Here is a 24,096-nt window from a genome sequence, read left to right as displayed (position 1 = left end):
TCACCGCGCCATGGCCGGTCGCCGTGGTCGCCAGCCGGTCCGCCAGCTTTGGATGAAGAAAAGTGTCAGCCATGATACGCCTCCGGCATCTGATCCCAAATCCGGCCGTCCAGCAGACGCCCGGCAGCTTTCTTCCCGATCCGCCCGGCTTGCGTTCCGTCCTGGAAAACATGCATCAACCCGGTCTCGCCCGAGTGGATCCGCTGTTGCAGCCGCATCTGCGGGGGGTCATCCCATGTCATGATCTCGGGCGGTGCCCATTCCCCCCATTGCTTGAAGAAGAACGGAACGCCCGCCTGCTGGCACTGATTCCGCAGCATGCGCACCCAATCCGGATGCATCGGGCGTGCCCTTGCACCGCTTTCTCCGCCGACGATCACCAGACCGAGACTGGACTGGATCCGATGCGCAATGATCCCGTCCTCATAAAGAGAGGCGCTGCTGCATGTCCCGGTCAGGCCCCGCAGGGCGTCCATGCGCTGCGCGAACCCTCCCTTTGGCGGCAGGGCCAGGTTCATCAGGTCGATCGGTCCCAGCAGAGGTTCCAGCGACACGAAATGCATCGCCGCAGGGCAGTCCAGAAGCTCGGGGATGCGCAGATTGGCGCTGGCCTGATCATGGGCGCTGGTGCCCAGCCAGACATGCGGCAGGGGCCATCGGCGCAGATCAAGCGCGGGGGATTTGACCCGACCCGTTGCGGCCATCAGCGCCGCATGGTCCAAGGGCGGATGCCGCCCGCGATCGTCCCGCCGCTCCAGCCAGGTCCGCGCCCGCTTGGGCCGCCTGGTCAGAACCTGAAACAGGTGCCGCGGGGCCAGAGCCATCACCGCAAACACCTTGTCGATCCATTCATCCGGAACCGATGGATGGAACAGATCCCCATGCGCGCAGACGAAGATGCGGCGCGGCTGCCGCCATGTCAGCGGCTGTTCCAGCCATTGCGCATTGAACCTGACCTCGCCGGTCCATTTCGGCCGCCCGGCGCTCAGCCGCGTCAGCCCCGCCCGGCTGGGATGATCGCGCAACCGCGTCCCCGCCAGCGCCATGGCATAGCAATTGGTGCAGCCCGCATCCACGACGCTGCATCCCGTAACCGGATTCCAGGTCGCATCGGTCCACTCGATATCGGTGCGATCAGCCACGCCGATTCCCTCCGGTCAGAGGGGGAAAAACCGGCCCAAAATCAGGTTCACATTCTGGTGCACAATTTGGAACACGAAGACACGCTTCGCTCAACGTTTGCTGGGGTGGAAATTTGGGGGTGGCGGAGAGGGTGGGATTCGAACCCACGGAACCCGTGAAGGCTCAACGGTTTTCGAGACCGCCCCGTTCGACCACTCCGGCACCTCTCCGCGCTTGGGGTGGTGAAGCGGGGATTTAGACAGGTGGGGGTTGAAGCGCAAGGGGGATTCGGTGAAAAAACGACTCTGACCTGCGAAAGGCCCACCGATGCTGAGACTGATCTGCCTTGTCGCTGCGCTGATGCTGGCGCAGTCGGCCTGGGCGCAACCGCCTGATGCCTCGGTCGCGGCATTGCAGGAGCAGCGGCTGTGGGACGTTCTGGAGCTGCGTGCGCTGATGCCGATCATCCGCGACGAGGCGCTGGATGAGGCCGGGGCGATGGAGGGGATGCTGTTTCCGCCCCTCGCCGAAGGACGTTGGCGCAAGATCGTGGCACAGATTCATGACCCGGCGCGGATGCAGCGGCTGTTCCGGCAGGGGGTGCGGGCCGCGCTGGAGCAGGCACCGGTTCCGCGGGTCGCCATGGCGCTGGATTTCTATCAGACCAGCCAGGGCAGTTTTCTGATCGGGCTGGAGTTGGCGGGTCGCAGGGCCATGCTGGTGCCGGATGGGGACAGGCTTGCCCGCGAGACATTTTCGCGTGCGGCCGGCGCCGACACGCCTCGGGTTGCGCAGATCAGGCGGCTGATCGAGGCGGCCGGACTGATTGAACCCAATGTCGCCGGTGGCCTGAACGCGGCTCTGGCCTTTTCGCGCGGCTTCGAGGCGGGTGGCGGTTATCCGGCCCCGGTGGGCGAGGGGCAGATCCTGTCCGATGTCTGGGCGCAAGAGCCGCAGATCAGGGCCGAAACGCTGGAATGGATGGAGTCCTATCTTTTTCTGGCCTATACACCGCTGAGCGACGGCCAGCTTGAGGACTACATCCGTTTTTCAGCATCGCCCGAGGGCAAGGCGCTGTCCTCGGTGCTGTTTCACGGGTTCGATGCGTTGTTCGAACATACTTCTTACGATCTGGGGCTTGCCGCTGCCGGACAACTGGAAGGACGCGATCTGTGACATCTGACTATCTTCTGGTCGGGCCGCTGGCGGATCCGGCGCTGTGCGGGGTGCTGGGGCTGGCGGGCGATGCGGTCGATCTGCGCGGCACGCTGGTCGGGGGTGCGCGTGCGGGGATCGAGGCGGGCGGCTGGCCGCAATGGCGGTCGGGCGAGGGGGCCTTGCCCGCGTTACGCGTGACGATGACGCCGGCATTGGCCCGATATGCGGCGGTGATGGGGCTGCGGCCAATTGCCCTTGGGGATGATCGGCTGCTGGGGGTACAGGACGAGGTGCCGGTCCCGGTTCAGGGCGGCTGGCTGCCCACGCTGGCGGCCGAGATCGCGGCGCTGATCTTGCAGGAAACGCCGGACCGCGCCCCCGAGGACATCGCGCGACGGTTGCCGATGATCGGGGTCTGGGCCGAAAGCCGGTTGCGGGGGCGGGCCAGCATTCCCTCGGGCGGGGATGTGGTGGCGCGGCGCGATCTGGCGGCGGATGTCACCATTGCCGACCGGACGCAGCCTTTCGCGGGGTTCTTTGCCGTCGAGGAATGGCGGCTGGCGCATCGCACCCATGCGGGCGGGTTCACCCCCGATGTGCGGCGCGAGGGATTTGTGATGGGCGATGCGGTCGTGGTGCTGCCCTGGGATCCTGTGCGCGACCGGGTGCTGGTGATCGAACAGTTCCGCTTTGCCCCGGCGCTGCGCTGCGATCCGCAGCCCTGGCAGCTTGAGGCCGTGGCCGGCCGCATCGACGCGGGCGAAACGGCAGGGCAGGCGGCGCTGCGCGAGGCGCAGGAAGAGGCGGCGCTGACGCTGACGCGGCTGGTTCCGACCGTGCATCACTATCCCAGCCCCGGTGCCGTGACCGAATTTCTTTACATGTTCATCGGCGTGACCGATCTGCCTGACGATGTGACCGGCGTGCATGGGCTGGACAGCGAGGCCGAGGATATTCGCGGTCATCTGCTGGAACGGGCCGATCTGACGCGGATGGTGTTTGAGGGGCAGATCAGCAACGGGCCTCTGGTGACGCTGGCGCTGTGGCTGGAACTTCGGGCCGCTGCGCTGCAAGGGCAGGGGGCGTGACATTCTGCCGTGGGGTTGGGCTTGCCCCCGCCGCCCGGCCTTGTGTAGGAAGTCGTAACGTCCAGACCACCCCAAAAAAGGCCGGCCCTCATGGAAATCCGCTCTGATCTGTCCGACGCGATTGGCAACACGCCTCTGATCCGGCTCAACCGCGCCAGCGAGGAAACCGGTTGCGAAATTCTTGGCAAGGCCGAATTCATGAATCCCGGCCAGTCGGTCAAGGACCGGGCGGCGCTGTATATCATCCGCGATGCCGTGGCGCGCGGCGATCTTAAGCCGGGGGGCACGATTGTCGAGGGAACGGCGGGCAATACCGGGATCGGGCTTGCGCTGGTCGGGGCCTCGATGGGGTTTAATTCGGTGATCGTGATCCCGGAAACGCAAAGCCAGGAAAAGAAGGACATGCTGCGGCTGGCCGGTGCCACGCTGGTCGAGGTGCCCGCCGCCCCCTATCGCAACCCCAACAACTACGTCCGCTATTCGGGCCGACTGGCCGAGGCATTGGCGAAAACCGAACCGAATGGCGCGATCTGGGCCAATCAGTTCGACAATGTCGCCAACCGGCAGGCGCATGTGGAAACCACCGGTCCGGAAATCTGGGAACAGACCGGCGGCGGGGTGAACGGGTTTGTGTGCTCGGTGGGTTCCGGCGGGACGCTGGCGGGCGTGGCGATGGCGTTGCAGCCGCGCGGTGTCAAGATCGGGCTGGCCGACCCCGAGGGCGCGGCGCTGCATGCCTTTTACACCACGGGCGACTTTGACAGCCCCGGCAGTTCCATCACCGAGGGGATCGGACAGGGCCGCATCACCGCCAATCTTGAAGGCTTTACCCCAGATTTCAGTTGGCGCATTTCCGATGACGAGGCGCTGCCGGTGATCTTTGACCTGCTGGAATACGAGGGGCTGTGTCTGGGCGGCTCGTCCGGGATCAATATTGCCGGGGCCATCCGGATGGCGCGCGAGATGGGGTCGGGTCACACGATCGTGACGGTACTGTGCGACTATGGCAACCGTTATCAGACAAAGCTGTTCAACCCCGAGTTTTTGCGGGCCAAGGGGCTGCCTGTGCCTGGCTGGATGACCGGCCCCGCGCCACAACTGCCCGAAGTGTTCGAAGACTGAGGACGACGCCCCGATGTCACGTATCCTGTTTGCCGTCCTGTTGGCGGCCCTGATGCTTGTTGCCGCCCCGCTGTACGCGCAGCAGGGGCAGGGGCAGGCGATCAACTATGATACGTGGAACAAGGTCGCGACCGAGGCCGAGAATCTTGCCTCGCAAGAATACGCCACGACCGAACAACTGACCCAGACGCGTGCCCGGATCGTCGAATGGCGCAGCCGTTTCCAGAATGCGCAGAACGTCAATGCGGGGCGTATCGACAGCGTCAAGAACCAGATCGACGCCTTGGGGCCGCCCCCGGCCGAGGGTCAGAACGAAAGCGCAGATGTCGCCGCGCGCCGGTCGCAATTGCAGGACGAACTGTCGAAATTGCAGGCCCCGCGCCTGAATGCGGTCGAGGCATTCAGCCGGGCGGATGCCATCGTCAAGGAAATCGACGGCGTCACGACCGAACGTCAAGCCATTGCGCTGGCGCATCTGTCTCCTTCGCCGCTCTTGCCGAAAAACTGGGCCCAGGCCAGCGAGGACACGCTGAAGCTGATTGCCGGCACCATGACCGAGACCACCACGCGGTCCACTGACAAGGATATCTGGAAGCAGATGCAGCCGCATCTGCCGCGTGTGACCGCCTATCTGTTCGCGGCGATGCTGCTTTTGACCTATGGCAGCCAGTGGGTTCGGGCCTTGCCGTCGCGGATGTCGGCGCGGGCCTCGGAACATTCGCGGGCGGTCGTGGGTTTCATCGTCTCGCTATCGCAGATCGTGATTCCGATGCTGGGGCTGTATCTTCTGATCAGCGCCATGATGGTCACGGAAATCCCCGGTCCGTGGACGCGGCCCTATTGGGATGCCTGGCCGATGGCGGGGCTGATCATCTTTTCCGGCTCGTGGCTGGCACGCCAGCTTTTTCCCCGCCGCTCGATTGCCTATGACACGCTGCACATGGCAAGCGAACTGCGGCGACCGGCGCGGCGGATGGTGCACGCGCTGGCAGCGCTGATGGCATTCCATCACCTGATGTCCAAGGCCGCGCTGCCATTGTCAGGCCTGTACGAACGCGTCGGCGACCCGCAAGAGCGTATTCCCCTTGCCCTCAGCGACGGGACCGTCGCGGTCGCCCATTACTGCATCATCATCCTGACGGCGCTGGCGCTGTACCGGCTTGGCACGGTTCTGCGCCGACTGGATACCGAGGGCAGCAAGGCCGCCCTTCTTTATCGGCAAAGGGTGCTGGCCATTGCCGGCAGGCTCAGTCGGCTGGTGGTGGTCGTCGTCGTCACCATCGGCGGCATCGGCTATATCAACCTGGCCAACGGGCTGCTGTGGCCATGGATGCTGACGCTGGCGCTGATCGGGATGCTGATCCTGTTGCAGGATTTCGTGGCCGATCTGTTCAACATGGTCAAGCGCGGGCAAGAGGGTGCGCGCGACGGGCTGGCGCCATTGCTGATCGGCTTTGCGCTGCTGATCCTGTCATTGCCGGTTTTCCTGATGATCTGGGGCGCGCGCCTGACCGATCTGGCCGAGCTGTGGACCACATTCGCGCAGGGTGTCAGCCTTGGCGGCATCCATATCTCGCCCGGCTCGGTGCTGACTTTCCTGATCATCTTTGCCATCGGCTATTCGCTGACCCGCGCGCTGCAAAGCGCGCTTCGGATCTCGATCCTGCCCAAGACGAAACTGGATCCGGGCGGGCAGAACGCGCTGGTGTCGGGGCTGGGATATGTCGGGATATTCCTTGCCGCGGTCGTGGCAGTCACATGGGCGGGGATCGACCTCAGTTCGCTTGCCATCGTCGCGGGTGCGCTGTCGGTCGGGATCGGGTTTGGCCTGCAGAACATCGTCTCGAATTTCGTTTCGGGCATCATCCTGCTGATCGAACGCCCGGTCAGCGTCGGGGACTGGATCAGCGCAGGCGGGCAGCAGGGCATCGTCAAACGCATCTCGGTCCGTTCAACCCAGGTGGAAACCTTTGACAAGACCGAGGTGATCGTCCCGAACAGCGACCTGATCAGCCAGCCCGTCACCAACTGGACCCGCCACAACCACAAGGGCCGCATCATCGTGCCGGTGGGCGTGGCCTATGGCACCGATACGCGCAAGGTCGAACGTATCCTGCGCGAGATCGTCGAGGATCAGCCGCTTGTGACCATCGACCCGCCGCCTGCGGTCCTGTTCCGTGCCTTTGGTGCCGACAGTCTGGATTTCGAGATCCGGGCGGTCCTGTCCGATGTCACCGCCGGGCTGTCCACCACATCCGAGATCAACCACCAGATCGCCGAACGTTTCACCGCAGAGGGGATCGAAATTCCCTTTGCACAGCGCGACATCTGGCTGCGTAACCCCGAAGTTCTGCACGCGAATGGCAGCGGCCATGCCGCCAGGCCCTCGACTGCCGTTGATCATGAAAAACCTGTCCCGGCCCGAAACGATCCGAGGATCGCGTTCGACGATGCCGGGGATGGTGACGGCGGGGATGGCGACCGCTAGGCCTATTCCGCAGCCAGCCTTTCGGGCGGTGTGCCGGCCTGATCGCCGTCGCCACTGCCATCGTCGGGCAGCCCCTCGCGCGACAGCAGTACGGCCACCGGGCGCAGCCAGGGGATATGGGCGCAGACGATCATCAGCGCGACCATGATCGGCACCGCCAGAAACATCCCCGGCATCCCCCAGATCGCGCCCCAGAAGGCCAGGCTGAGGATGATGCCGAAACTGGAAAGCCGCAGCGTCTGCCCCAACAGCATCGGATCCAGCACATTGCCGATGATGAACTGTACCAGCGTGCAGGCAAGGCCGATGATCAGGGTCAGCGTCGTATCTCCGCTGAGAACAAAGGCCAGAACGGCGGCGATGATCGTGGCGATGATCGAGCCGATCGAGGGGATGAAATTCAGGATGAAGGTCAACAACGCGATCGGCCCCGCCAGCCCCAGCCCGGCAAAGGTAAAGATCAGCCAGACCGCGCTGGCCGTCACGGCGCTGACCCCGGCCTTGACCAGCAGATAGCGGTTCACCCGGTGCATGATCGACCCGATGATCCGGCGCACATGCAGCGCACGGGACGGATCGCCGGTCAGGCGTTCGACCTTGAGCGGGAACCAGACCTGTTCCGCGAACATAAAGCCCACGAACAGGATCACCAGCACACTGCCCGAGAAAATCCCCGAGGCCTGCCCGGCCAGCGACCTGATCCAGCCGGTGATGTTGAAATTAGACAGCGCCGCGTTCACGCGTTCCTGCGCCTCGGGGCCAAGCCAGTTGGTCAGCGTGGGCAGCGCCTCTTGTGCCTGTTCGGCATAGGCGATGGCGGTCTGCACGACCTCGTTGACCTGCGAAACGATGGTGGTCGAGATCCACAGCAGGGCCAGCGTGATTCCGATCAGCGCCAGCGCGGTGCCCAGCCATTTCGGCACTTTCAGCCAGCGAGAAATGGCAAAGATCGCGTCGGTGGTCAGCGAAAACAGGATGATCGCGATAGCAAGAGAGATCAGCATGAAACGCGCCTGAACCAGCATGATCAGCACCAGACTGAAGGCAATGATTCCCAGAAAGCCGGTCTGAAGCCTGTCACGAAGCAGCGTGTCGCGCGATTGATCCAATGTCTTTCCTGCCTGATTCCACTGAACACGGGCCAAAGCATGGCTTCGGCCCGTCCAAAAGTCATCAGTTTTCGTCGTCTCCGCCGGATTCCGCGTCCCCTTGTTCGGCAATTCGGGCGACCGAGACCACAACTTCGCCATTTGTGGTATTGAACACCCTCACCCCTCCCGCACCGCGCGAGCGGAAGCTGATGCCATCCACCGGCACCCGGATAGATTGCCCGGTCGAGGTGGCCAGCATGATCTGGTCGTCGATTTCGACGGGGAAGCTGGCGACAAGGGGGCCGCCGCGCATCGCCTTGTCCATGGCCATCACACCCTGACCGCCACGCCCGCGCACCGGGTAATCGTGGCTGGAGCTGATCTTGCCCGCACCTCTGGCGGTGATGGTCAGGATCAGATCCTCGGCTGCCGACATCTCGGCATAGCGTTCCTGGGTGATCGTGCCCTCGGCGACGGCTTCCTCGTCCTCATCGGCGTCGGCCCCGTCATCCAGTGCCCCCGCCACCGCGCGGCGCATTTTCAGATAGGCGGCGCGTTCGGACGGGTCGGCCTCGAAATGGCGGATCACGGACATGCTGACCACATTGTCGCCAGTGGCCAGCCGCACCCCGCGCACCCCGGTCGAATCGCGGCCCTTGAAGACCCGGACCGCCGTGGTCTGGAACCGGATCGCCCGGCCCTGCGCCGTGACCAGCATCACATCGTCATCTTCGGTTGCCATGCGGACGCCGATCAGGCTGACGCCTTCGGGCAGTTTCATGGCGATCTTGCCGTTGCGCATGATATTGGTGAAATCCGACAGCGCGTTGCGGCGCACATCGCCCTGATCGGTGGCGAAAAAGACCTGATAATCGTCCCATTCGGCCTCGGGTGCGTCCATCGGCAGCAGCGCGGCGATGGAAACGCCCGGATCGATGGGCAGGATATTGACGATCGCCTTTCCCTTGGCTGTCCGCCCGCCAAGCGGCAGGCGCCATGTCTTCAGCCGATAGACCATCCCGTCGGTGGTGAAGAACAGCAGTTCGGTATGCGTGTTGGCGACGAACAGCGTGGTGACGACATCGTCTTCCTTGGTGGCCATCCCCGACAGCCCCTTGCCGCCGCGACGCTGTGACCGGAACTCGGCCAGCGCCGTGCGCTTGATATAGCCGCCCGAGGTGATGGTGACGACCATATCCTCGCGCTCGATCAGATCCTCGTCCATCATGTCACCGGACCATTCGGCGATCTCGGTCCGGCGCGGTACGGCGAACAATTCCCGCACCTCGCGCAGTTCGTCCGAGATGATGGTGAAGATGCGTTCGCGCGAGGCGAGGATGGCCAGATAATCGCGGATAGCCCCTGCCAGTTCCTGCAATTCGTCCGTGACTTCCTTGACGCCTATCTGGGTCAGCCTTTGCAGGCGCAGATCCAGAATGGCGCGGGCCTGGGTTTCCGACAGGTTATAGGTGCCATCCTCGTTCACGGGATGCAGCGGATCATCGATCAGGCGCAGGTATTCCACGATGTCATGGGCGGGCCAGCGGCGTTCCATCAGCCTTTCGCGCGCTTCGGCGGCATCGACGGATGACCGGATCGTCGCCACCACCTCATCGACATTGCTGACCGCGACGGCCAGACCGCACAGCACATGACTGCGCTCGCGTGCCTTGCGCAGTTCAAAGGCGGTGCGGCGGGCAACGACCTCTTCGCGGAAGGCGATGAAATGGGTCAGGAAGTCGCGCAGGGCCAGTTGTTCGGGCTTGCCGCCGTTCAGCGCCAGCATGTTGCAGCCGAAACTGGTCTGCATCTGGGTGAATCGGAACAACTGGTTCAGAACCACATCCGGCGTCGCGTCGCGTTTCAGCTCTACCACCACGCGCACGCCCTGACGGTCGGATTCGTCCTGCACCGAGGATATGCCCTCGATCCGCTTTTCCTTGGCCAGCTCGGCGATCCGTTCGATCATGCTGGCCTTGTTGACCTGATAGGGGATCTCGTCGATGACGATGGCAAAGCGGTCCTTGCGCGGTTCCTCGATATGGGTCCGGGCGCGCATGATGACGCTGCCGCGCCCCTCAAGATAGGCCTTGCGCGCGCCCGAGCGGCCAAGGATCAGCGCCCCGGTCGGGAAATCGGGGCCGGGAATGATGTCCAGCAGGCGTTCGGTCGGCAGGTCGGGATTTTCGATCAGGGCCAAGGTGGCATCCACGACCTCGCCCAGATTATGCGGCGGGATATTGGTTGCCATGCCCACGGCGATGCCGCCCGCGCCATTGACCAGCATGTTCGGAAAGCGCGCGGGCAGGACGGTGGGTTCGCGGTCTTTGCCGTCGTAATTATCCTGAAAATCGACGGTGTCCTTGTCGATATCCATCAGCAGATAGTTCGCCGGCTTGTCCATGCGAATTTCGGTATAGCGCATGGCGGCGGGGGGGTCGCCGTCCATCGAGCCGAAATTCCCCTGACCGTCCAGCAACGGCAGCGACATGGAAAAATCCTGCGCCATCCGCACCAGCGCGTCATAGATCGCCGCGTCGCCATGGGGATGGTATTTCCCCATCACATCGCCGACCGGACGGGCCGATTTGCGATAGGGCTTGTCCGGGGTATTGCCGGATTCGTCCATCGCATAAAGGATGCGGCGATGCACCGGCTTCAGCCCGTCGCGCAGATCGGGAATCGCGCGGCTGACGATGACCGACATCGCGTAATCCAGATAGGATGTCCGCATCTCGGACGAGATGTCGATCACCGGTCCGTCATGCGGCATGACATGACGTTCGGAACCGTTATCCGCATCGCCCTGATCGGGGTTTTCCGGAAACTCGTCTTCGGGGGTGTCGGCCACGGGAAATCCTCAACATCTTGTTGGACAAGGGTATAGCCGACACGGCTGATGGGGGCAATCGCGCCGCCAGGATTTTACGGGTTTTCCCGTCCGTCAGCGCGCCACGCGCGCCGCCATCGTCCAGATCGCCGCAAGGCCCGCCGAACAGAACACGTTCCAGTTCGCCATGGACAGGCCCAGAAAGCGCCAGCTTACCTCGTCGCAGCGGATGACCGGCGCGTTCTGGATGCGCGCCATCAGATCCTGCGTGGACAGATTGGCGATGTTGCCGATCCCGCCCGAACAGGTGGACGGCCCCGGCCACCAGCCGATTTCGACCCCGCTGTGATAGATGGCAAGCCCCGTTGCCACCCCCGCAGCGACCATGCCCAGAACCGTCAGCAGCCGGACCCACCCGGTCAGCCAGATCAGCGCCGCGATCAGTGCCGCCGCCAGATGCGGCCAGCGTTGCTGGATGCAAAGCTCGCAGGGGGCATAGCCGATGGCCTGAAATCCCAATGCCGCCAGCAGCAACCCGGCCGAGCCCGCGCCCGCCAGCAGGGAAAGCTGTTTTCCGCTCATAGATACCTCAGCACCACGAAACCGCCGATCAGACCGACCATGAACACGGTAAAGACCAGACCCAGCCGCTTTTCAATGAAATCCCGGATGGGTGAGCCAAAACGCCACAGCAGCCCGGCCACCACAAAGAACCGCCCGGCGCGACCGATCACCGAGGTTATCAGGAACAGGTGCAGCGGCAAGCCGACCGCGCCCGAAAAGATCGTGATCACCTTGAAGGGAAAGGGCGTCAGCGCGGCGAACAGCACCGCCCAACCGCCATAGGCTTCGAACCGCCCGGCAAGCTGCTCGAACGCGGCCTGCTTGCCATAGAGGGTCAGGATCCACTGTCCGACCGTCTCCATCAGGGCCGCCCCGATCCAGTATCCCAGCAACGCGCCCAGAAGCGAGCCGACCGTCGCCACCAGCGCGATCAGCCACGCCCTGTTGCGCCGCGCCAGAACCATCGGGATCATCAGCACGTCCGGCGGGATCGGAAAGACCGAGCTTTCGACGAAGCTGATCCCGAACAGGGCCGGGAAGGCGTGGCGATGGCTGGCCAGCCCCATCGTCCAGTCGTACAGTTTGCGCAGCATGATGTCCCTTTCATTCGCTGCCGTGGATTGACCGGGACAGCAAGGGGCGTCAAGCATCTTGCACCGGCGTCGCGCTGCTGTGATCGTCGGGAACGGATTTGCGGCAGGAAACCGGGGGATAGGGCAATGAGATGGCAGGGCAGGCGCAGCAGCCGCAATGTCGAGGACCGGCGCAGGATGGGCGGCGCGCGCACCGGGGGCGTGGGCATCGTCGGCGTGCTGGCGATTCTGGCCTTCGGCTATTTCTTCGGCATCGACATCACGCCGCTGGTGCAGGGACTGGATCAGGGCGGCACGCGTCAGGATGCGCCGCTGTCCCGGTCCGATCAGCAATATGGTGAATTTGTGTCGGTCGTGCTGGCCGATACCGAAGAAGTCTGGGCCGACATCCTGCCGCGACAGGCGGGGCGCGACTATGCCGATCCGAAGCTGGTCCTTTACAGCGGCGTCGTGCAATCGGCCTGCGGAGGAGCCTCGGCGGCGATGGGCCCGTTCTATTGCCCCGGCGATCACAAGGTCTATCTGGATACCGATTTCTTCGACCTGATGTCGCAGCGCATGAACGCGGGCGGAGATTTCGCCTATGCATATGTGATCGCGCATGAAATCGGCCATCATGTGCAAAATCTGGTCGGCACGCTGGGGCAGGTGAACGCCGCGCGCAGCCGCGCCGGTCAACGGGCTTCGAACGCCCTGTCGGTGCTGACCGAATTGCAGGCCGATTGCTATGCCGGCATCTGGGCACGGCAGGCGGATCAGCGTTTCGGCACGCTGGAACAGGGCGACCTGCAAGAGGCGATCCGGGCCGCGCAGGCCGTGGGTGACGATGTGATCCAGTCGAATGCGGGCCAGACGCCCATGCCCGACAGCTTTACCCATGGCAGTGCGGCGCAGCGGCAGGAATGGTTCACCCGAGGCTTCCGTTCAGGGCAGATGGACCAGTGCGACACCTTCGGTGAGGCGAGGCCGTGATATCGACGGCTTTGAAAGCTGCCCCGTGGCGATGCCCGAGGCGGTCAGCGCGGCACCAGGCCATCGGCCGTAAAGCGGATGTTATCGGGTGAAATTCCGGCAATACTCTCAAAAGCGCTTTCTGCAGCTTTCCGCATTGCAGTGATCTCGTCGGTTTGCGGACTGTTCTGCAGCTCCAGTTGCAGAAGCTGGAAGATCATCCCGTTGATTACCAGCCATTGATAATATTCCGTCCGCTCTGCCAATGGCTTTGACTCAAGCTCATCGTCCGAGGTCAGTGTCTCTGCAAATTGTTCGTAAAGCGGTTTGAAATAAGCGTCGGGAAAAGGTTCGTTCGTATAGGCGGCGTAGCTGCCTGCAAGAAAGGCTGCGATGCCGCTGGCACTGTCATTGGCCGGCACGTCCAACTGTCCGGCAACCCCGGCATACATGGCCAGAATTTTGGCGGCCTGTTCTTCGGTCAGTTGATTTTCCGCCAGATAGGGGCGCAAGGGGGCCAGATCGGTCGAGGCGCTTTCACCCAGATCCAGAACGTTCCGGCTTACCGCCCCGGATTGCCCGGCCTGATCGGAAATGCTTTCGTTCAGTATCTCCAGACGCTGATTCGCGAGACGATTGTTGATCTGGGACCAGCGTTGATCCGCCAGAAAATCAAAGCCCGACCACGGCGCCTCCCATGCGTGGGCGCCAGGGGCGGTGAAGCCAAGTACAGTGGTAAGCGTCAATACAACAAGCACTCGTATACACATCGGGTTTCCTCTCGTCGGTTAATGACCATCCGCGAATTTACATATCGCAGCAAGGTGCCTGGGGAAACAGGCAAGCCTGCTATCGTGGCGGTTCCGAAAACCGTTGACCATTTTTCGGAAATCCTGCCTAGCGTTTGCTCAGCGCCGCCCTGGCAGCCGCCTCGCTGTCATAGATCGTCTCGCGTCGCCTGCGCTCCAGCGTTTCGCCAAGGCGGCGGCGCATGAAGGCGCTGCTGGAATAGCGGGTGACACGGGCGTAGAGACGGCGTTCCAGATCGTCCACCATGGCCGTCCAGTCGTGTTGAATCGTCTCGTCGATGCGCGTCAGGTCGTAATTCACCACGACATCGACGCGGCGGCCAAGGCCGGTCAGTTCGGCCTCGACCGCGTTCTTTACGGCCGTCAGGCTGGCGCGGTCGCGGATCGCCATGCGCGACAGATTGATGAATAATACCTCCTTTGCCGCGTCGAAATGGATGCGGCGTGACAGGGGAATGTCCAGCATCATCTCGCGCAGGCCCATGGGCGCGTCGGTGAAGATGCGCGGGTCCATGGTCGCGGGCAGATCCATCAGCGGCGCAAAGCCCATCAACGGCAGGATGTCGCGGTCGGGGTCGATGCCGGGGGCGATTTCGGTCAGGCGCAACCCGTCCTGATGCAGTTCAAAGACGCAGCGTTCGGTGATGAACATCACCGGGCGACGCAGCCGCCGCGCCCGTGCGCCGGAAAAGGTGATCTGCTGGACGGTCTGGATGAACTTGCGCGCGCGCCCCTCGCTGAGGATGGACAGCCTGCCATCGCCGATGCCCACATCCAGCCCGCCCGCCGTGAAGGTGCCCGCGAAAACCACCTTGCGGGCGTTCTGGCTGATATTGATAAAGCCGCCCGCGCCGGCCAGTTTCGCGCCGAAGCGGCTGACATTGACATTGCCGTGCTGATCCGCCTCGGCCATGCCAAGGCAGGTCATGTCCAGCCCGCCGCCATCGTAGAAATCGAATTGCTGGTTCTGGGCGATCACCGCATCCGTATTGACCGCCGCCCCGAAATCGAGGCCGGATGCCGGCTGGCCGCCGATCACGCCCGGTTCGGCGGTCAGGGTGACATGCTGCAACAGCCCCTCTTCGGCGGCGACACCCGAGACGCCCTCGGGCATGCCGATGCCCAGATTGACCACGCCGCCAATGGGCAGTTCGAAGGCACAGCGCCGGGCGATGACCTTGCGGATGTCCAGGGCCATCTGTGCATTGCCGCCTTCAGGCGCGCGGTAGCGACCGGTAAAACAGCGGTTGTACTGCGTGGCATAGGTTTGCGGATGCAGATCGGCCGGGGCCTCGACGACCGCATCGACCAGCGCGCCGGGGATGACCACCTCGCGCGCGGGCAGGCTGCCGCCCGCGACGATCTGATCGACCTGCACAATGACCACGCCCCCCGAATTGCGCGCCGCCATGGCCTGCGCCAGATTGTCGAGGATCAGCGCCTCGCGCTCCATCGTGATATTGCCGCGCTCATCCGCGGTCGAGCCGCGCAGCAGCGCGACATGGATGGGCAGGGCGTGATAGAACAGCCTTTCGGTCCCGCCGATCGTCACCAGTTCGACCAGTTCCTCGGTTGCGGTATTGCTGATCCGCCCGCCTTGCTGGCGCGGATCGACAAAAGTGTCCAGACCCACATGGGTCAGCGTCCCAGGCTTGCCCGCCGCAATGTCGCGGAACATGTGGCTGATCACGCCCTGCGGAAAGTTCCAGCCTTCGATCTCGCCCTTGACGGCGCGGGCACCAAGCGCCGGGATCAGGCCCCAATGCCCGCCGATGATGCGCCGCACCAGACCGGGTTGCGCCAGCCGATCAAGGCCGCGCCCCTTGCCATCGCCCTGTCCCGCCGCGAAGAACAGCGTCAGGTCGCGGGGATGGCCGCTGTCGGCGAAGCGGTCGGCCAGTGCCTTCAGCAGGCATTCGGGCACGCCCGCGCCGACAAAGCCTGACGTCGTGACGGTATCGCCGCTGTGAATCAGCGCAGCCGCATCGCGCGGCGAAACGACCTTGTTCGGCATGATACCCCCTTGTGACCGGTGCCGGTGCAAGATGACAACAAACTTGCTGCATCGACAATATGCATTACGTGCGGCCAAAAAAGATCAAGCGCGACGACGCTGCGTCGCGCGCCCTGTTTTGCGGTTCTTCGGCCATCGCGGCGGGGGCGATCACGAAAAAGGGCCGCGCCCGAGGGCGCGGCAGTCCAACAGGGAGGAAGTTCCGATAGCCAAGGCTTGCAGCTTCGGACAAACGGATAGTGGCACGGAAAGGTTAAGGTTGTATTGTCCAATCCTGTGTCTCACAGGCACAAAAAAGGAAAAATTTAGGCACTTTGCGGGGAACTGATGGCTCAGATTGTGGATAGCGGTACGGGTACGGTATTTGTGGGCGGCGGTGGCCAGGATTATGCCGAACCGCAGAGCCTGTTGCTGAAATACGCCAACCGTCATGGCATGATCGCGGGCGCGACCGGTACGGGCAAGACGGTGACGCTGCAAACCCTTGCCGAAAGCCTGTCTCTGGCGGGGGTTCCGGTGTTCCTGTCCGATGTGAAAGGGGATCTGGCCGGGCTGTCGCGACCGGGCAGCAATCAGGGCAAGCTGCATGACGCCTTTCAGAAACGCGCCGACCAGATTGGCATGACGCTGGATTATCAGGCCTTTCCGGTGACATTCTGGGATGTCTGGGGAAAGGGCGGGCATCCGGTGCGCACCACCCCCGCCGAGATGGGGCCGCTGCTGTTGTCGCGCCTGCTGGATCTGACCGACGCGCAGGAAGGGGTGATGAACATCGCCTTCCGCGTTGCCGACGAACAGGGGCTGGCGCTGCTGGACCTGAAGGATTTGCAGGCGATGCTGGTCTGGGTGGGCCAGAACGCCGCTGAACTGTCGCTGCAATACGGCAATGTCAGCGCCGCCAGCGTGGGTGCCATCCAGCGCGCGCTGCTGGTGCTGGAAAATCAGGGCGGCGACAGGCTGTTCGGTGAACCGGCGCTGGAACTGTCGGACATCATCCGTCAGGACGCCTCGGGCAAGGGAATGATCAACATCCTTGCCGCCGATCAGCTTATGAACGCGCCGCGCCTTTATGCGACCTTTCTGCTGTGGCTGCTGTCCGAACTGTTCGAACAACTGCCCGAGGTCGGCGACCCCGACCGCCCGCGAATCGCCTTCTTCTTCGACGAAGCGCATCTGCTGTTCGACGATGCACCCAAGGCGCTGATCGAAAAGGTGGAACGCGTGGCGCGGCTGATTCGGTCCAAGGGGGTCAGCGTCTGGTTCATCAGCCAGAACCCCGCCGATATACCCGAGGATATTCTGGGCCAGCTTGGCAACCGCGTGCAGCACGCGCTGCGGGCGTTCACTGCCAAGGATCAAAAGGCGCTGCGGATGGCGGCGGAAAACTATCGCGCCAATCCCGATTTCGACATCGCGGACGCGATCCAGAATGTCGGCACAGGCGAAGCCGTGACCTCGCTGCTGGAGGCCAAGGGCGTGCCGGGCGTTGCGCAACGCACGCTGATCCGGCCGCCGTTCAGCCGTCTGGGGGCGATCACCGATGCCGAACGCGCTGAAACCGTGAACGCCTCGCCCATGGCCGTGAAATACGCCACGCCGGTCGATCGCGAATCGGCGCAGGAAATTCTGGCGAAACGGGCCGGGGATGCTGCCAAAGCCGGCGTCTTGGCCGAGACGAAAGCTGCGACTGCCAGGGCGGATGACGAATTGTTCGACATGAGCCGCCCGGAATATCGCAACGCCCGGACCTATCAGCCGCGCGAGGAAACCCGGACGCGGGGTTCGGGGCGTTCATCCCGTTCGGACGGGATTGTCGAAGTCTTTGGCAAAAGCCTTGCCCGGCAACTGGGAACGAAATCCGGTCAGGCGCTGGTCAGAGGCGTGCTGGGATCGCTGTTCCGCGGTCGCTGAGCCGCGGCGTGGCGGTGACGGCGGCGCGCATCTCGGCCAGAATGGCGATCATCAGCAGAACGTGGCGGTGCAGGTCGTAATGATCCGCCCGCAGCAGGCGCGCGCTGTTCTGCATCTCTTCCTCGGCGCGCAGCCGGGCCAGCGCGGCACCGGGCTGCGGGCACAGATCGCAGCGCAGCAGGCGCGGCAGGTCGCGGTCGCGCCGCCAGCCCCCCTGACCCAGGCGGGCGGCACGGATCAGGCTGCCCGGACGGCGCAGAGAGGGGCCGGTATTCCGGGCGCGGAAAGGGATAACATTGGTCATGCTCGGGTTCCTCGTGGAATTGACGAGGCCAGATTCGCACAATCCATGCGGGTGTTGCGAAAGCCATGTCTCATCCGTGCGCAGGCGCAAGGTTTCTTTAGTATTTGTTAGGGAATGTTGCGCCTGTGTTCAGGAATCGGCCTGAACCCGACAGACAAAAAGCAACCCAGGGTAGTTTGCCGCCAGGCTGCCCGCGGATCACGAGGGACATGACATGACAATACTGACCGGAGATTTCACGATTGATTGCGGTACGGCGGAGCAGCGATCGGAAATGCCCGACGGGATTCCGGACGACGCAAGGCTGTATCTGCGCCATGTGGAAGAGGGCGTCTCGATCCGGGCGCTGGCCCGCGAGGCCGGTTGTCACGCCTCGACCATCCTGCGCCGCATCCGCCGCTTTGAGGCAAGGCGCGACGATCCGCTGGTGGACGGGGCGTTGACGGTCAGGGCTGACCGTGACGCGGGGCAACCGGACGAACGGCAGATGCTGCGCGTGTTGCGGCGTCTGGCTGAACCGGGGGCGATGCTGGCCACCGCCGAGGGCATGGAAAAGGCCATCGTCACCCGCGACGACATCCGCACCGCCGTGCTGGATCGCCCGCTGGCCGAGGCGATGGCGCTGCGCGGATGGATGGCACAGGCCGGGCAAAGCGGTCGCATCCAGCGCTATGCGCTGGTTCCGGCAGGGCGCGAGGCCCTGCGCCGGATGCTGAAATCGCCGCGCCAGCGCAACGCCATCCCCGGCCCCGAGGATTTCAGCGACGCAAGCCCGGTCCAGACGACCTGTGCCGACCGCCATCGCATCTGGGAGGACCGCGTCATCGACGACCCTCAAGACGGTTCGCCCACCCGCGCGCGGATCAATATCGCCGAAAGCCCGCTGCTGGTTCTGGCGCGGCGGCGTGACGGCAACGGACAGCCCTTCCTGACGCCGGACATGGTGGCCGCCGGGGAAAGGCTGCGCGAAGATTTCGAACTGGCGCATATGGGGCCGCGCGTCACCCAGAACTGGGACGGTTTCATGACCGCCGGGATCGACAGCACGCGCAACGGGGCGGGTCTGCACGGCGGATCGGATTCAGCCCGCGACCGCGTGGCCCTTGCCCTGCGGGAACTGGGGCCGGGGATGGGTGACATCGTGCTGCGCGTCTGCTGCTTTCTGGAAGGGATCGAGATGACCGAGCGTCGTCTGGGCTGGTCTGCCCGTTCGGGCAAGATCGTGCTGCGACTGGCCCTGATGCGGCTTGAGCGGCATTATCATCAGGTCTATGGCGGCGGCCGCCCGCTGATCGGTTGAGACCGGCGCGCAGAATAGCTAACAGACGGGCAACCGGACGCCCTTCATCAGGTACGCTTATGAATATCACCCTGCGCCAGCTACGCTATTTTCTGGCCCTTGCCGAGCAGGGCCATTTCACCCGTGCGGCGGAAACCATTCATGTCTCCCAGCCCGCCCTGTCCATGCAGATCCGTGCGCTTGAGGATATTGCCGGGGGACAACTGGTCGAACGCACCCCGTCGGGTGTGGTGCTGACGCCGCGCGGGCGGGCGCTGGCCGGTCATGCGCGGCAGGTGATGGTGGCGGTTTCGGCGCTGGAACAGGGGCTGCGACAGCCCGGACAGGGCGGGCGGCTGATGCTGGGCATGATTCCCACCGTCGCCCCCTATCTGCTGCCCGAGGCATTGCCCGTCCTGCGCGCGCGCGACATCGGCCGCGACCTGCATTTGCGCGAGGCCCAGACCGAGGTTTTGCTGGACGATCTTGCCGCAGGGCGGCTGGACGCGGCGGTGGTGGCAACTCCGCCTGAAGATGACAGCATGGTCGCGACGCCGCTGTTCACCGATCATTTCCTGCTGGCGGGCAGCGCCGCGCGAATCGCGCAGATGGCGGGGCGGGCGATCACACCGGGCGATCTGGATCCCGGCAACCTGCTGCTGCTGGACGAGGGGCATTGCCTTGGCGATCAGGCGCTGGAGGTTTGCGGGCTGAAGCGCCGGTCCAGCCGGCTGAATCTGGGCGCGGCCTCGCTGGCGACGCTGTGCAGGCTGGCCGCGCAGGGAATGGGGCTGACCTTTCTGCCCCGGATCGCCCGCCGCCAGGAATGCGCCGCAGCACCTGGCCTGACCGTCATCGCCTTTCCCACCCCACAACCCTCGCGCCAGGTGCTGCTGATGCGCCGCGCCCCGACCCCGGCCGAGGGCTGGTTCGACGATCTGGCCGAAACCCTGTCCCGCGCGGGCGAGCGTTTGTTGACCGGGTAGCGGGCTCGGGCAGGCGTCTGCCCTGTGGTCATGGAGCCGCCCTCACCGCAATTGTGATCGCCAGGACAGGCCGCAAGGCAGCACGACTCCATGGATTTCCCCAAGACCAGGCGGATTTCCGGAACGACTTCGCCGCTATCCATGGTCACGATCTTCGGGCCGCAGTTGCGCCGGTTGATCTGCCGCTTGTTGCCATCAGGGACCAGTCGGCAATTTCAACATCAAGATGGGCTTCCAATCATGGGTAATGTGGCTTCATCAGTGATCCAAAATTGCAGGGTTCCTGCGCCGACAATACGAAACCCTGCAGGATGAAACCAGCAAAACCCGCAGTTCACCACGCAAAACCAATGCGTTCTGACCTGTTCAAAAAGGAATCGCACACTACACGACACCGGGGTGGTTGAGGGCGTCGCGTTGTGATTTTCTGACGGATTCTGCCTTGCGAACAGGATCGTCGGATGACCACGAAACTCAGCGCTGCCCTCAGCGAAAAGCTATCGCCGCATATTGATCTGAGCAAGAGCCGGCTGGAGACGCTGGCACTGCTGATCACGGGCATGATCGGTGCCCGGACGGTGAACCTGAGCCATATCGCCAGCGAACGCGGATCGCCTGTGAAACCCGTCTCGACCTACAGGCGTCTGCAACGGTTCTTCCAGCATGTCAGCCCGGACGCAGACTGGGCGGCCAGGTTGATCGTGGCGCTGCTGGGGGTGCGCGGGCGTGGCTGCTGTGCCTGGACCGGACCAACTGGCAGGTTCAGAACACCCCGTGTTTGAGACGCCGCCGCGTCAGTTTGGCGAAGAAGCCCTCGACCGCGTTGAGCCAGGAGGCGGAGGTCGGCGTTAAATGGAGGGTCCAGCGCTTGTGGCGCGCAAGCCACGCCATGACTTCGGGGGTCTTGTGCGAGGATACATTGTCGAGAACCACATGAATTGCCTTGTCCTTTGGAACGCTTTTTTCGATCCCGGCCAGAAAGGCGATGAAGTTCTGATGGCGGTGGCGGGCCATGGTCTGGCTCATGACCTCGCCAGTCAGCACGTTCAGCGCGGCGAACAGGGTGGTTGTGCCGTTGCGTTTGTCATCATGGGTCATGATCTGCGCGCGGCCCTTTTTCAGCGGCAGTCCCGGTTGCGTCCGGCCAAGTGATTGAATTTTCGTCATTTCATCGACCGACAGCACCACCGCATGGGCGGGCGGCGCGACATAAAGGCCCACGACATCGTGCAGCTTCTTCGCAAATTCGGGGTCGCGCGACAGCTTGAACTGCCGCCAGCGATGCGGGCTGAACCCATGCTCCTGCCAGATCGCACGCACCGTCGAGGCCGCCAGCCCGACCTTTGCCGCCATCGCCCGCAGCGTCCAGTGCGTCGCCGCGTGCGGCGGGGACTGCGTCAGACGGATCACCTCCGCCACCTTGTCAGCCCCGGTTTTCGGCGTTCCCCGTTTTCAGTGTCTCGGGCGGGCGGGTCTTTTTCCCGCAGCAGGCCATCAACGCCCTCATCGAGATACCGCGCCTGCCGGCGCCAGACCGTCGGCTTCGAAATCTGCGCCCGCCGCACGATCTCGAAGGTGCCATGGCCCTCCGCCGTGGCCAGAACAATTCCTGCCCGCCAGACACGCTTGCGCGCCGTCTTGCGGTTCTTGACCAACGACTGCAGTTCAGCGCGGTCCTCGGGGCTCAGGCAAAGGCAGATGTCATCACGTCTCATGCTCCAACATGACACGTCAAACCGCCAATGGGAATCCTATGTCAGGTGGGGAGCAGCAGCGGCCGCTCTTGCTGGCGCGCAGCGTCATCGCGCCGCCGCAATTGCCGCAATAGCAGATGCCGGTCGGCAGATTCGGGCCGCTGACGACGCGCGGCGGCGTCACCTTGGGATTGTTGGCCTGCAGGCAGCTTTGCACCGCATCAAAGGCCTCCCTGTCGATCAGCCGGAGCAAGGGGACGGTCACAACCTCCTTCTCCGGCATCACCTGGCACTTCTTGGAGCGCTTGTAGAACAATATAGGTGCGCCGCGTCAGTACACGGTAAAGCTGGCCGATTCCCCACCCGCCGCCATTCCGGGTAAAGATGTGGTTGCAGTTCAGGTGATTGACGGTGGCCTTGACGCCCATCGGGCCGGACATTCCATCACCCTCCAAAGCGAGGCGATAGATCATCCGCACCGTGTCGGCGTGCAACGGGCCGATCTTCAGCTTCTTCTTCATCTTCGCGCCACGTCCGCGCGCAGTTGCTCAGCCGCGCGCAGCGCTTTTCTTGTGGGAAAGCCCGTGCCGGTGCAACCAGTAGCCCACGGCCGAGACCTCCACCCGCAGCCCGCGTGCGTTCAGCAACGCCCGCGCCAGCGCCCCCTGCGTCAGACCGCCCTCGGAGGCCATGCGCCTGTGCGCCCAGTCGTCGCAAGGCCCAGGCTTGCTCCTGCCGCGATTGCGCTGTGGTCGGGGGACAAGCGATCCTGTCTCACGCCTGAGCCGCACCATGTCCTTGACGAACCTGATCGAAACCCGGAAATGCCCTGCCCCTGCCCGAAGAGTATTGCCCTCCTCTACAAACGGCACAACGCGCTCGCGCAACTCAATCGGATGTGGTTTTCCCATAAAGCACCCCCAATATTTGCCCCAACGACAGGGAATCACAGAAGGATGGCCTTGGGAGCCACGAATCCGGGCAGCTGGGTAACGCTCTGAGGCCGACCGGGCGGGCGAACGCGTGCCCGTGCTGGCGTGGCAGGCGGGCTTTGCGGTGATGTTTCAACTTTATCCCGAAATGCTCTAAAGCTCGATCTCGGTGCCCGGTTCCGCCTTGGGCAGGATCGGGATTTCGCGATCGCCCGGGCGCCGGTTCAGGCGCGGGTCGTCCTCGGGGGCGGGGCGCAGCATCTCGCGCAGGGTATCGCCGACCGGAGGCGGCGGCGGGGCATCGGCGCGGCGGCGGATCACGATATCGCCGTTTTCCAGCCGCTCGGGCGCTTGATAGTTCTTTGCGTCATCCATCAGATTGCCGATATCGCCCAGAACCGGGCGCAGGGAATTCATCGTATCGCCCAGATCGCGGCCCAGCCGGTCAAGATGCGGCTCGGCCTCCTTCAGCATGTTCTGCATGAAGTTTTCCAACCCGCGTTCGAACAGGCTGGTCTGATCCCCATCCGGCGTCCCGCCCTCTGGCGCGGGCGGATCGGCGGATGGCGGACTCCAGCCCTGTGCACCGGCCGCCAATGCCGATGCGCAGGTCAGGGCGGCGGTCAGGATCAGGGCATAGGGGTTGCGCATTGGCCGGTCCTTTGGCTGTTTGCACAGTCAACCCGCGCCCGAGGGCAAGAGTTCCGCGCTCAGGCGGTGCGCATGCCATGCATGTGGCGAAACGCTTCCCATGCCTCGTTCAGGGCGCGGGTGCGGGTTTCGGCCAGGCGGATCGCCTCGGGGGGCAGGCCGCGCGCGATGGCGCGGTCGGGGTGGTTCTCGCGGATCAGGTTGCGCCAGCGCTTGCGGGCCTCGGGCAGCGGAGTGTCGGGCGGGATGCCCAGCACTTCGCATGACGGGCAACCATGGCGCCGGTCGTGGCGGATGCGGATCGCCGCGACCTCATGCCCGGGAATGCCGAAGATGCGCGCCACCTCGTCGATGAAGATGATCTCGGCCTCGTTCAGGTCGGTATCGGCGACGGCGATGATGAACAGCCCCTCGATGATGTCGGACAGGACCGGATCGCCCTTGGGAAACATGCGCGCGATGCGCTGCGCCCAGGCATCGAAGCCGGCAACATCCTGGCGTGCCAGGTC

20 protein-coding genes, 1 tRNA gene and 1 pseudogene are annotated in these 24,096 nt (G+C 64.0%); 9 read left to right on the top strand and 13 right to left on the bottom strand.

Annotated elements, in window-relative coordinates; genetic code table 11:
* Positions 1 to 65 precede the first annotated feature (65 nt).
* Both ACK5L9_RS11775 and ACK5L9_RS11770 read right to left on the bottom strand, forming a co-directional pair.
* On the bottom strand, positions 66 to 1,142 hold the full coding sequence (locus ACK5L9_RS11775) for a DUF5131 family protein (RefSeq protein ID WP_416911655.1): 1,077 nt from the start codon (positions 1,140 to 1,142) through the stop codon (positions 66 to 68).
* Between the two features lie 120 nt (positions 1,143 to 1,262).
* Positions 1,263 to 1,352, bottom strand: a tRNA-Ser gene (locus ACK5L9_RS11770).
* Positions 1,353 to 1,449: 97 nt separating this feature from the next.
* Here ACK5L9_RS11770 and ACK5L9_RS11765 point away from each other — a divergent pair.
* The 4 genes from ACK5L9_RS11765 to ACK5L9_RS11750 all read left to right on the top strand — a co-directional run bounded on the left by ACK5L9_RS11765 (position 1,450) and on the right by ACK5L9_RS11750 (position 6,978).
* Positions 1,450 to 2,298, top strand: coding sequence for a hypothetical protein (locus ACK5L9_RS11765; RefSeq protein ID WP_416911654.1), 849 nt, complete (start codon positions 1,450 to 1,452; stop codon positions 2,296 to 2,298).
* Entirely contained in the window at positions 2,295 to 3,368 is a 1,074-nt protein-coding gene (locus ACK5L9_RS11760; protein ID WP_416911653.1) for an NUDIX domain-containing protein, read from the top strand. Before ACK5L9_RS11765 ends, ACK5L9_RS11760 begins: the two co-directional genes overlap by 4 nt.
* 90 nt (positions 3,369 to 3,458) lie before the next feature.
* Positions 3,459 to 4,490: a cysteine synthase A gene (locus ACK5L9_RS11755; protein WP_416911652.1), complete on the top strand. Its 1,032-nt coding sequence runs from the start codon at positions 3,459 to 3,461 to the stop codon at positions 4,488 to 4,490.
* 13 nt (positions 4,491 to 4,503) lie between these two features.
* A complete protein-coding gene (locus ACK5L9_RS11750) occupies positions 4,504 to 6,978 on the top strand; it encodes a DUF3772 domain-containing protein (RefSeq protein WP_416911651.1) in 2,475 nt (824 codons plus the stop codon).
* A 2-nt stretch (positions 6,979 to 6,980) separates the two neighbouring features.
* Here the strand turns inward: ACK5L9_RS11750 and ACK5L9_RS11745 are convergent, their stop codons facing one another.
* From ACK5L9_RS11745 to ACK5L9_RS11730, 4 genes are all read right to left on the bottom strand, one after another.
* Positions 6,981 to 8,087, bottom strand: a complete 1,107-nt coding sequence (locus ACK5L9_RS11745; protein ID WP_416911650.1) for an AI-2E family transporter — start codon at positions 8,085 to 8,087, stop codon at positions 6,981 to 6,983.
* A 64-nt stretch (positions 8,088 to 8,151) separates the two neighbouring features.
* A complete protein-coding gene (gene gyrA, locus ACK5L9_RS11740) occupies positions 8,152 to 10,920 on the bottom strand; it encodes a DNA gyrase subunit A (protein ID WP_416911649.1) in 2,769 nt (922 codons plus the stop codon).
* A gap of 93 nt (positions 10,921 to 11,013) precedes the next feature.
* Entirely contained in the window at positions 11,014 to 11,481 is a 468-nt protein-coding gene (locus tag ACK5L9_RS11735) for a disulfide bond formation protein B (protein ID WP_416911648.1), read from the bottom strand.
* On the bottom strand, positions 11,478 to 12,056 hold the full coding sequence (locus tag ACK5L9_RS11730) for a YqaA family protein (protein WP_416911647.1): 579 nt from the start codon (positions 12,054 to 12,056) through the stop codon (positions 11,478 to 11,480). Before ACK5L9_RS11730 ends, ACK5L9_RS11735 begins: the two co-directional genes overlap by 4 nt.
* Before the next feature lie 126 nt (positions 12,057 to 12,182).
* Between ACK5L9_RS11730 and ACK5L9_RS11725 the strand changes: the two genes are divergently transcribed.
* Positions 12,183 to 13,028, top strand: coding sequence for a neutral zinc metallopeptidase (locus ACK5L9_RS11725; RefSeq protein ID WP_416911646.1), 846 nt, complete (start codon positions 12,183 to 12,185; stop codon positions 13,026 to 13,028).
* A 44-nt stretch (positions 13,029 to 13,072) separates the two neighbouring features.
* Here ACK5L9_RS11725 and ACK5L9_RS11720 read toward each other — a convergent pair whose 3' ends face one another.
* Together ACK5L9_RS11720 and ACK5L9_RS11715 are read right to left on the bottom strand one after the other, a co-directional pair.
* On the bottom strand, positions 13,073 to 13,777 hold the full coding sequence (locus tag ACK5L9_RS11720) for a DUF6683 family protein (RefSeq protein ID WP_416911645.1): 705 nt from the start codon (positions 13,775 to 13,777) through the stop codon (positions 13,073 to 13,075).
* Positions 13,778 to 13,904: 127 nt separating this feature from the next.
* Positions 13,905 to 15,830, bottom strand: a complete 1,926-nt coding sequence (locus ACK5L9_RS11715; RefSeq protein ID WP_416911644.1) for an acyl CoA:acetate/3-ketoacid CoA transferase — start codon at positions 15,828 to 15,830, stop codon at positions 13,905 to 13,907.
* A 327-nt stretch (positions 15,831 to 16,157) separates the two neighbouring features.
* Between ACK5L9_RS11715 and ACK5L9_RS11710 the strand changes: the two genes are divergently transcribed.
* A complete protein-coding gene (locus ACK5L9_RS11710) occupies positions 16,158 to 17,741 on the top strand; it encodes a helicase HerA-like domain-containing protein (RefSeq protein WP_416911643.1) in 1,584 nt (527 codons plus the stop codon).
* On the opposite strand, the gene ACK5L9_RS11705 is transcribed toward ACK5L9_RS11710, so the two are convergent.
* Entirely contained in the window at positions 17,704 to 18,045 is a 342-nt protein-coding gene (locus ACK5L9_RS11705) for a DUF6477 family protein (RefSeq protein WP_416911642.1), read from the bottom strand. The two genes, ACK5L9_RS11710 and ACK5L9_RS11705, sit on opposite strands and share 38 nt — an antisense overlap.
* Before the next feature lie 214 nt (positions 18,046 to 18,259).
* Between ACK5L9_RS11705 and ACK5L9_RS11700 the strand changes: the two genes are divergently transcribed.
* From ACK5L9_RS11700 to ACK5L9_RS11690, 3 genes are all read left to right on the top strand, one after another.
* Complete coding sequence (locus tag ACK5L9_RS11700) at positions 18,260 to 19,345, top strand: DUF6456 domain-containing protein (RefSeq protein ID WP_416911641.1); 1,086 nt, start codon at positions 18,260 to 18,262, stop codon at positions 19,343 to 19,345.
* A gap of 59 nt (positions 19,346 to 19,404) precedes the next feature.
* Complete coding sequence (locus ACK5L9_RS11695) at positions 19,405 to 20,310, top strand: LysR substrate-binding domain-containing protein (RefSeq protein ID WP_416911640.1); 906 nt, start codon at positions 19,405 to 19,407, stop codon at positions 20,308 to 20,310.
* Between the two features lie 461 nt (positions 20,311 to 20,771).
* Positions 20,772 to 21,092, top strand: a complete 321-nt coding sequence (locus ACK5L9_RS11690) for a hypothetical protein (protein WP_416911639.1) — start codon at positions 20,772 to 20,774, stop codon at positions 21,090 to 21,092.
* On the opposite strand, the pseudogene ACK5L9_RS11685 reads toward ACK5L9_RS11690, so the two are convergent.
* The 4 genes and pseudogenes from ACK5L9_RS11685 to ACK5L9_RS11670 all read right to left on the bottom strand — a co-directional run.
* Positions 21,076 to 22,025, bottom strand: a pseudogene (locus ACK5L9_RS11685) (IS630 family transposase); the annotation flags it as partial. The gene ACK5L9_RS11690 and the pseudogene ACK5L9_RS11685 sit on opposite strands and share 17 nt — an antisense overlap.
* 16 nt (positions 22,026 to 22,041) lie before the next feature.
* Positions 22,042 to 22,287: a hypothetical protein gene (locus ACK5L9_RS11680; protein ID WP_416911638.1), complete on the bottom strand. Its 246-nt coding sequence runs from the start codon at positions 22,285 to 22,287 to the stop codon at positions 22,042 to 22,044.
* An 802-nt stretch (positions 22,288 to 23,089) separates the two neighbouring features.
* A complete protein-coding gene (locus ACK5L9_RS11675) occupies positions 23,090 to 23,587 on the bottom strand; it encodes a hypothetical protein (protein WP_416911637.1) in 498 nt (165 codons plus the stop codon).
* Positions 23,588 to 23,646: 59 nt separating this feature from the next.
* Positions 23,647 to 24,096, bottom strand: a 450-nt coding sequence (locus ACK5L9_RS11670; RefSeq protein ID WP_416911636.1) for a TerB family tellurite resistance protein, incomplete at its 5' end; no start/stop codon positions are given.

Source organism: Paracoccus sp. (in: a-proteobacteria) (assembly GCF_047973135.1).
Lineage (GTDB): Bacteria > Pseudomonadota > Alphaproteobacteria > Rhodobacterales > Rhodobacteraceae > Paracoccus.
This window is presented reverse-complemented; position numbering and strand designations above follow the sequence as displayed.

What these genes read in the sequence shown, in the direction of transcription:
- ACK5L9_RS11765 (WP_416911654.1), top strand. Translation starts at nt 1,450, where the DNA reads ATGCTGAGACTGATCTGCCTTGTCGCTGCGCTGATGCTGGCGCAGTCG.
- ACK5L9_RS11755 (WP_416911652.1), top strand. Translation starts at nt 3,459, where the DNA reads ATGGAAATCCGCTCTGATCTGTCCGACGCGATTGGCAACACGCCTCTG.
- ACK5L9_RS11750 (WP_416911651.1), top strand. Translation starts at nt 4,504, where the DNA reads ATGTCACGTATCCTGTTTGCCGTCCTGTTGGCGGCCCTGATGCTTGTT.
- ACK5L9_RS11735 (WP_416911648.1), bottom strand. Translation starts at nt 11,481, where the DNA reads ATGAGCGGAAAACAGCTTTCCCTGCTGGCGGGCGCGGGCTCGGCCGGG.
- ACK5L9_RS11730 (WP_416911647.1), bottom strand. Translation starts at nt 12,056, where the DNA reads ATGCTGCGCAAACTGTACGACTGGACGATGGGGCTGGCCAGCCATCGC.
- ACK5L9_RS11725 (WP_416911646.1), top strand. Translation starts at nt 12,183, where the DNA reads ATGAGATGGCAGGGCAGGCGCAGCAGCCGCAATGTCGAGGACCGGCGC.
- ACK5L9_RS11720 (WP_416911645.1), bottom strand. Translation starts at nt 13,777, where the DNA reads ATGTGTATACGAGTGCTTGTTGTATTGACGCTTACCACTGTACTTGGC.
- ACK5L9_RS11715 (WP_416911644.1), bottom strand. Translation starts at nt 15,830, where the DNA reads ATGCCGAACAAGGTCGTTTCGCCGCGCGATGCGGCTGCGCTGATTCAC.
- ACK5L9_RS11710 (WP_416911643.1), top strand. Translation starts at nt 16,158, where the DNA reads ATGGCTCAGATTGTGGATAGCGGTACGGGTACGGTATTTGTGGGCGGC.
- ACK5L9_RS11705 (WP_416911642.1), bottom strand. Translation starts at nt 18,045, where the DNA reads ATGACCAATGTTATCCCTTTCCGCGCCCGGAATACCGGCCCCTCTCTG.
- ACK5L9_RS11700 (WP_416911641.1), top strand. Translation starts at nt 18,260, where the DNA reads ATGACAATACTGACCGGAGATTTCACGATTGATTGCGGTACGGCGGAG.
- ACK5L9_RS11695 (WP_416911640.1), top strand. Translation starts at nt 19,405, where the DNA reads ATGAATATCACCCTGCGCCAGCTACGCTATTTTCTGGCCCTTGCCGAG.
- ACK5L9_RS11690 (WP_416911639.1), top strand. Translation starts at nt 20,772, where the DNA reads ATGACCACGAAACTCAGCGCTGCCCTCAGCGAAAAGCTATCGCCGCAT.
- ACK5L9_RS11680 (WP_416911638.1), bottom strand. Translation starts at nt 22,287, where the DNA reads ATGCCGGAGAAGGAGGTTGTGACCGTCCCCTTGCTCCGGCTGATCGAC.
- ACK5L9_RS11675 (WP_416911637.1), bottom strand. Translation starts at nt 23,587, where the DNA reads ATGCGCAACCCCTATGCCCTGATCCTGACCGCCGCCCTGACCTGCGCA.